Origin of the sequence: Bacillus sp. 220_BSPC, assembly GCF_001054655.1 — a bacterium.
Lineage (GTDB): Bacteria > Bacillota > Bacilli > Bacillales > DSM-1321 > Peribacillus > Peribacillus frigoritolerans.
The window spans coordinates 19,361-27,072 of sequence record NZ_JVPL01000290.1 but is presented as its reverse complement, the minus strand read 5'-3'; the positions used below and the strand labels follow the sequence as shown (position 1 = coordinate 27,072).

Here is a 7,712-nt window from a genome sequence, read left to right as displayed (position 1 = left end):
ATGAGTGCTACCCATAAAGGGCGCGACAGTCGGTGGTACACCGTGGTCGTCGGAGTCAGACTAACGGATGGGCTCAAAGGCACCATAGTTCAACGACCTTCTTCGCCAGCCATTAAAACATTATCGACATAGAGACCAATTTTCATTCTCTGTGGTGAAGCGCTGAATTTTGCGCTTCATGGATGGCTAACGGGGCAGTTTAGTTCAACAAGGATTCCCCAATTAAATGGTGAAATATATACCTATGGATATACACATATCAAGATTCTTATAAACATTTGTAACGTCATATAATTCATAACTCTTTTGTAAATCAGGAGGAAGAGCAATTGGAGAATCAAAAAAAGATAAAAAAGCAAACAGTATCAATTGGGGATGTATTTGCGGTAAAACTCCCTGATGGGAGATATGGAGCATTAAGAATTGTTAACTGTGATCGAAACTCTTATCTTCTTGCTACTACCCCATATATAGGGGAGACTATCCCAATGATTGAAAATAATGTTTTAAGTAAAACTCTTCTGCAAAACCGTTTTTATTTTGAAAACGCCCCTGCAATTTGTTGGTTTGATGGTAAAATTCCTGGAACTTTCATTTACATTGGGAACATTCAAGGGACTAAAAAAATGAGACAAAGTAATTATGGTGGCACCTGGGATGAAACAACAGGTATGGAAGCCCTTTATGAGTGGCGTTGGATCAATGACAGAGATAACTTTGAGAAAGAAATACTAGAGGAAGAGCGAAAGATTGAACAACTAATGGAAAAACCGCAGAAACCAAGAAAGATGATGACAGATGAATCCTTTTGGTACATAATTTCTCTTCTAGATTGGGAGTCAGTTAATGATGAGGATGAAGTTATAGAAGTGGCTGTTAGAGAGCTTGAGAAAATGGGAGTAAGGAATATTAAGCAATTTGAAGAAGCGATGTCCTACAAACTTTATTTATTAGACACAAAGGAACACGCAAAAAACATAGGCGAATATTCATACAGTAAAAACAAGGATGATTACTTCTCACCTGATGTTTTTTTATACCTTCGATGTGAAGTAATTGCTAAAGGAGAAGGCTTTTTCAATGCGGTTCTAGAATGCCCTGTACTTATGCCTAAGGAGAATACATTCGAACCATTGCTTTCCATAGCAACTGAAGCATATGAAAGGCTAACAGGAAAAGAGTTTCAGTATATCACTGGATGTGATTATGAGACTTTCTCAAATGTTGTAGGTTGGAAATAACTTTGCAATCTTCAACTAACGGGGGCGTTAGCTGAGGATCAGAGCTGTCTTTTAGGCAGCTTTTTCTTATGGCACTAACGGGGCAGGATAGTTCATTAACTTCCAGTTGTTAAGAAACTTTATTCCTGTTTATTCGTATGGTCATTTAAGCATTATGAAAAATGGGAGGATTAGTAGTTTGGAAAAAAATCCACAAACGAAGGGAATTACTATAAGAACAGTGCTAAATATATATGGGGTTTTCACTGTTCTTGCATTAATATTATCAATTTTCACCACTCCTTATATGAAAACATGCAACTTTTTTACGATGAAGATTTAATGATGGAATCCAAAAAGATAAAGGAGTTCTTACTTTTTATTTTTGGTTCTGCGTTAGTTCACTAAAAGAAAAAAGGAGAGTACATATTATATATGGCTAATATGTACTCTCCTTTATTTATTAAGGTTTTTTATAATTAGGTCTAGATAATTTTGAAAAACTAAAAAACATTAAAGGACCGTCAATAGACCTGTTTTTTGTACGAAAGAAGGATGGCCACCAAGTTTCGACGAATATATCAATATACTTATTGGAGGTGTTGGATATGGGGATTTGTTGTGGAGAGTGTCACGTTGAATTAAAGAGTGATGATTATGTCACATTGGATGAATTTAGCACGCTGAGGCATACATATTGCGGTTATGATCTTATTACCGAGCTGATCAAAGACATTGGGACTTATCGAAATATCAAAACAAAGTATTGGTTTTCCCGTGAGCGTACTAAATGAAAATCGGTAAAATCTTGGAGTTAATTAAAACTGATACACCAGCGGATATTGCCAAAAGGGCTGATGTTCATCTTTCAGAAGAATCACTAAGAAAAGCATTGAATAAAGCTGGTTATGAGTATAGAAATTCAGGCAAAAAAGGCTGGTATTTTGTTGGTGAAGGTGACGAGGAAACGGTACAAGAGCAGCTTATTTATGACTTTGCAACAGCAGGAAAAGTTTCAACTAATGTAAATAAAGAACCTATTAACGATACCAACCAACGTTCTAACGTTGGCATAAAAAGTGGTAAAGAACAGGTCAAACAAGCGAACGAACAATCAGCACCAACCATAGAACGAACCAACGTTATAAGAAAACGTTCTTCATTCGATATGGATGTTGAACTTATGAAGGAACTAAAAATACAAGCAATCATTCATGATAGGACGGTATATGAACTAGTTGAAAGTGCCGTAAGACACTATTTAGCTGAATTAAAGGGAAAATGATGTGGCTTTGAAATAAAGTCACGATGTTTATAATAAAGTTGCACCGTTTTACCCCTTTGGATAATATCCTCTAAAGGGGTGTTTTTATGTCCAAAAGATAAAGTACATCTGAAATTTAAAAATGGATCAAGGGAATTTTTTAGTGGTAATAGAGTTGTTCCGTTAAAGGGCGCGATTCTTTAATAAGAATTACTTTTCTTATGGAACTAAAGGGGCAGGTTAGTGCAATAAAGCGTCCAGGGGTTATAATTAAGGATGCAGCTTTATTAAAAAACTAGCAAGTTATTATGTTAGAGAAGAGGTTAACAATGAAAAATAGAGAGGGAGCTATCGATTACTGTTTGGGAATGGGTAATACATATGAAGATTATCCATTTCGTGATAAGAATTGGACGTTAATGCGACATATAGATAACAAGAAAGTGTTTGCGTGGATATTTGAAAAAGATGGACATATTTGGATTAATGTGAAATGTGAACCTGGTTTTTTAGATTATTGGCGTCAGCTTTACCATTCGGTAGTTCCGGCATTTCATCTTAATAAGGACCATTGGAATTCGATAATTCTTGACGGTACTGTTCCAAAGGAAGACATTTACGAAATGATAAAACAAAGCTATATGTTAACTAAAAAAAATAATAGTAAAGTTAATTTCAAAAAGTGAAGGCATTGATTCAGCAGGAAGGATTTATGCCTTTTTCTGTGGAACTTACTATGATTGTGAAATAATCTACTTAAAGTAACGGGTGCGTTAGCTGAAGATCGGAGCTGTCTTTAAGGCAGCTTTTTCTTTATGCATTTAAAGTGGGAAGATAATCCGATAATAAAAAAATACTGATTAATTAGAGGAGAAGGGTGGTTAATAATATTTAGGGGTTATTTAGTTTGCTTTAATTATATTGGTTAGATGGTTAGACCCTGGAGTAACAACTTTTCGTGTATTGATGATAAGTGGAATCATTATATCTTTCTCTTATCTCAGAGAGAAAGGACTTTGGAGAAATTTAGCTTTAGGTCTTAGTATATTTGTTGGTTTCGTTTACTTTATGAGCTGTTGAATTAATGAGAATAATATTCCAGGGTAATGGATTTTAAATTGTTTATTCAACAAACAGGTGCTTACTTCATTACCAGGAGCTGATCAACAGCTCCTTTTTCTTATGGGCATACCCTAATAGTTCTCACATGTCACTGCAAAATTCTATATACTAAAATTAATTAAACAAGGATACACGAAGAACCTTTAAATAGAAGTGTAATACGAGGAGGAGATATCATGCTTATTACGGAACGGCATCAATTAATTATAAAGCTATTAAAAGAAAAGGGGAATGTTAAGATTCATGAGCTAGTAGAATTAACAAATACTTCAGAATCTACTTTGCGTCGTGATTTAGATCAATTAGAAAAGCAGAACTACTTAAAACGTGTACATGGTGGAGCTTCACTTTTACATAGTAAACGAGACGAACCAAGTGTGTTTGAGAAAATAACGCAGAACCTTGAGGAAAAAGCTAAGATAGCAAAATATGCGGCAGAACTAATTTTGGACGGCGACTGTGTTTATCTTGATGCTGGAACAACAACGTATCAGATGATCAAACATTTAAGACAAAAAGATATCGTTGTCATTACAAACGGAATTGATCATTTAGATGCATTACTTGAAAATGAAATATGCACATATTTTATTGGTGGGTTTGTTAAAAAGATTACCAAAGCAACAGTTGGACGTTATGCATACGAAAGTATAAAAAAATACAGATTTGATAAGTGTTTCATGGGTGCGAACGCTATTCATTATAATTTTGGATTGACTACCCCAGATCCAGAAGAGGCGCAAATAAAAGAAAGAGCCATCTTTTTGTCACGTGAGGCCTTTGTATTAGCAGATCATACAAAATTTGGAGAAGTATCATTTTCTAAGTTTGCAGATTTAAACCAGACAAAAGTTATTACGAATGAGGAAGGTACAATAACGTTAGGAAAATATAAGGAGAAAACGGAGATAATTATTGTGAGGGACTAAAAACTAAATTTGCTATCGTTGAAGGAAAGCTGGTATTCAAACTGTCTGATTCAGACATTTAGAATACCGGCTTTTTTTGAAGATTCTGAAATTATTTTATTGAAAATTTTCCCCTTTGTTTTATCAATATAATAAAGAATGCTTGATTTATTGTAATGTGGCCAATTAACAATGAGAGAAAATCTGCTCCATGTATTAAATATTCCATTTGAAACGTTTAATATTTTATGTTATCAATATATTTTTTGTAATAATTGGAACCGTTGACAATTACAAACAGCTCTAATATAATCAAAATCAATCAAAAACAACCAAAATCAATCAATTATAATTCTAATGTGTAAAGGGTAATCATATTGTTTTACAAGGGATGAAAGCGTTATCAATAAATAGTCAATGTGAAAAACTATCAAAATCAACCATACTTCCATTGTTTCAACCAAAAATATTCATTTAAGGAGGTGATCTAGTTTAAGAGATTGAGAGCGGTAACAATTTCTCGTTCAGTAGCTAATTATTTTCATCTTCAAAAACTAGGGGGGACTAATATGGTGAATTATGTAAAAACGATAGGAATACTAGTTTTGGCGTTTGTAATTGCCACGATGACGGCATGTAGTGGGGCTAGTGAATCATCAAATGGATCAACAGACGGTAACGAAGGACAAAAAGGTAACAAACAATTAACGATCGGTGTAGCGGTGGGTAGTTTAGCAAACCCTTTCTTCGTCTCCATGGCTAAAGGTGCTGAAGAAGCAGGAAAAGAATTAGGTGCGGAAGTTCTAGTTGAAAGCGCTGAATATGATTTAGCCAAACAAGCAGCTCAAATTGAAAACTTTATTACGAAAAAGGTAGATATCATTCTTTTAAATGCTGTTGATACAAAAGGAATTGCGGCAGCTGTTCAACAGGCCAAAGCGGCTGATATTCCAGTAGTTGCTGTAGATACCAATGCTGAAGGTGGTGTCGATGCCACTGTTACTTCAGACAACTATCAAGCTGGTAAACTGGCCGGAGAATATGTGATTGAAAAATTAGATGGAAAAGGAAAAATAGTTATTATTGATGGACCTCCTGTTTCGGCTGTATCTGATCGTATTCAAGGATTTGAAGATGCAATAAAGGATTCCGAAATTAAAGTTATCGCGAAGCAAAATGGAGAAGGGAATCGCGAAAAGGCATTAACGGTGATGGAAAGTATTTTACAAGCTAATTCATCAGGCTCTATTGACGCTGTATTTGCGATTAATGATCCAGAAGCAATTGGTGTTGAAATTGCTCAAGAGCAAGCGAATCGTAAAGATGAATTTTTCATTGTCGGAGTGGACGGTGCTCCTGAAGCCACAGAAGCAATGGCAAAGGAAGGAAGTACAATTGCTGCTACTTCAGCTCAGTCACCTAGTAACATGATCAAAAAAGCTGTTGAAATCGGAATGAAAGTGAAAACTGGTGAAAAAGTTGAGGAGCTTATTAAAGTTCCAGTTGAGATTGTAACTCAAGATACATTAGATTCTTACCAAGGTTGGTAAGAATCTTTCAATAAATAGGCTGATAAGGATTCCTCCTTTAATCAGCCGATTCAAATCAATATAAGGGGTGAGATAAAGGTATGGCTGTGAATGAAATGTCCCTTAAAGGCCAACAAAGTCTAAAAAAGCCAGTGTTGAATATGGAAGGGATTGGTAAGACGTTCTCGAGTGTAACCGTATTGAACAATGTGAGGATTGAACTTTATCCAGGTGAAGTACATGCATTAATGGGAGAGAATGGCGCTGGAAAGTCAACTTTCATGAAAATCCTTGCAGGCATTCATACACCTGATGACAATGGTGGGAAAATCTACTTGAAAGGTCAACCAATTTTATGGAAGGACCCTACTGATGCAAGGAACAAAGGAATTAGTGTTATTCATCAGGAGTTAAACCTTTCTCCTAATTTAACAATAAGTGAAAATATCTTAATGGGTTCCACCTTTCCTAGAAATGGTTTAGGAATGGTGAAATGGGATAAGGTCCATGAACGTGCCCAAGAGGTGTTAGATTCAATGGGGTCGAATCTAAATCCACGCCAATTGGTTTCGACCTTAAGTGTTGCTCAACAACAAATGGTCGAGATCGCCCGAGCATTATCCTTTAATGCAGAGGTACTCATAATGGATGAACCAACCGCCTCTTTAACAGATAAAGAAATAAAAAAGCTGTTTGAAATTATTGATGATTTGAAAAAGCAGGGAGTTGCCATTGTATATATCTCTCACAGAATGGAAGAAATCTTTAAAATTTCTAATAGGTTCACTGTATTACGTGACGGCGAATGGATTGCAAGTGGGCCGATTGAAGAGACAAATCCTGATCATCTCGTAAAGCTGATGGTAGGACGGGATTTAAAGGACCTGTTTAATCGGTCAAAAGCCTTTGGCACAAAAAATCCAAAGGAAGTTTCACCTGTACTTGAATTGAAAAATGTTTCTGATAACACAATTGTAAAGAATGTATCTTTAAAAATTTACCCAGGTGAAATTGTTGGTTTAGCGGGGCTTGTTGGTGCTGGCAGAACAGAATTGGTTAGGGCCATTTTCGGTTTGTCCGAGTTGAAAAGTGGCGAAATATTGGTTGATGGTCAATCTGTTAAAATCAAATCCTCAATAGATGCTATTGCTAATAGGATTGCACATGTACCTGAAAGCAGGAAAGAACAAGGGTTATTTTTATCAATGTCCGTAAAAGAAAACATCATAATGGCTGAATTGAAAAAACACGCTAAAGCAGGAATTGTTAGTTGGAAGCAAGCAAATGAAAGCGCTAACCAATATATTGAAGACTTAAATATAAAAATAGCTTCCCCAGAACAGCAAGTATCAAACTTAAGTGGTGGGAATCAACAAAAGGTAGTGATCGCTAGGTGGCTATCAATTGCACCAAAGGTATTACTACTGGATGAGCCAACACGAGGGGTTGATATAGGTGCCAAGACTGAAATCCACAAGATTGTTTCAAAGCTTGCAGATGAAGGATTGGCCGTTTTAATGATATCATCTGAACTTCCTGAAGTATTGGGGGTAAGTGATCGAATACTTGTCATGAGTGAAGGAAGGTTAACAGGCGAGCTTTCGAAGGAAGAAGCTACACAGGAAACTATTATGCGTTTAGCTACCATAGGGGGGAGAGAGAAATGAGA

Annotated in this window: 7 protein-coding genes; all 7 read left to right on the top strand. The window is 35.9% G+C overall.

Translation table 11 applies throughout. The annotated features are described in order from the left end of the window. Positions 1–329: 329 nt before the first annotated feature. The 7 genes from ADA55_RS28910 (at position 330) to ADA55_RS23295 (ending at position 7,710) form a co-directional block, all read left to right on the top strand. Positions 330–1,241, top strand: a complete 912-nt coding sequence (locus tag ADA55_RS28910) for a DUF4240 domain-containing protein (RefSeq protein ID WP_048687922.1) — start codon at positions 330–332, stop codon at positions 1,239–1,241. A 587-nt stretch (positions 1,242–1,828) separates the two neighbouring features. Continuing rightward, positions 1,829–2,014, top strand: a complete 186-nt coding sequence (locus ADA55_RS23320; RefSeq protein WP_048687920.1) for a hypothetical protein — start codon at positions 1,829–1,831, stop codon at positions 2,012–2,014. Then, positions 2,011–2,505: a hypothetical protein gene (locus tag ADA55_RS28905; RefSeq protein WP_048687918.1), complete on the top strand. Its 495-nt coding sequence runs from the start codon at positions 2,011–2,013 to the stop codon at positions 2,503–2,505. The genes ADA55_RS23320 and ADA55_RS28905 overlap by 4 nt, the downstream gene beginning before the upstream one ends. A gap of 308 nt (positions 2,506–2,813) precedes the next feature. Continuing rightward, positions 2,814–3,170, top strand: coding sequence for an MmcQ/YjbR family DNA-binding protein (locus ADA55_RS23310; RefSeq protein WP_048687915.1), 357 nt, complete (start codon positions 2,814–2,816; stop codon positions 3,168–3,170). A 612-nt stretch (positions 3,171–3,782) separates the two neighbouring features. Continuing rightward, positions 3,783–4,535, top strand: a complete 753-nt coding sequence (locus ADA55_RS23305) for a DeoR/GlpR family DNA-binding transcription regulator (protein WP_048687913.1) — start codon at positions 3,783–3,785, stop codon at positions 4,533–4,535. A 548-nt stretch (positions 4,536–5,083) separates the two neighbouring features. Next, complete coding sequence (locus ADA55_RS23300) at positions 5,084–6,064, top strand: substrate-binding domain-containing protein (RefSeq protein WP_048687911.1); 981 nt, start codon at positions 5,084–5,086, stop codon at positions 6,062–6,064. Between the two features lie 80 nt (positions 6,065–6,144). Continuing rightward, positions 6,145–7,710 (top strand): sugar ABC transporter ATP-binding protein, encoded by a 1,566-nt coding sequence (locus tag ADA55_RS23295; protein WP_048687909.1) that lies wholly within the window; start codon positions 6,145–6,147, stop codon positions 7,708–7,710. Positions 7,711–7,712: the final 2 nt, after the last annotated feature.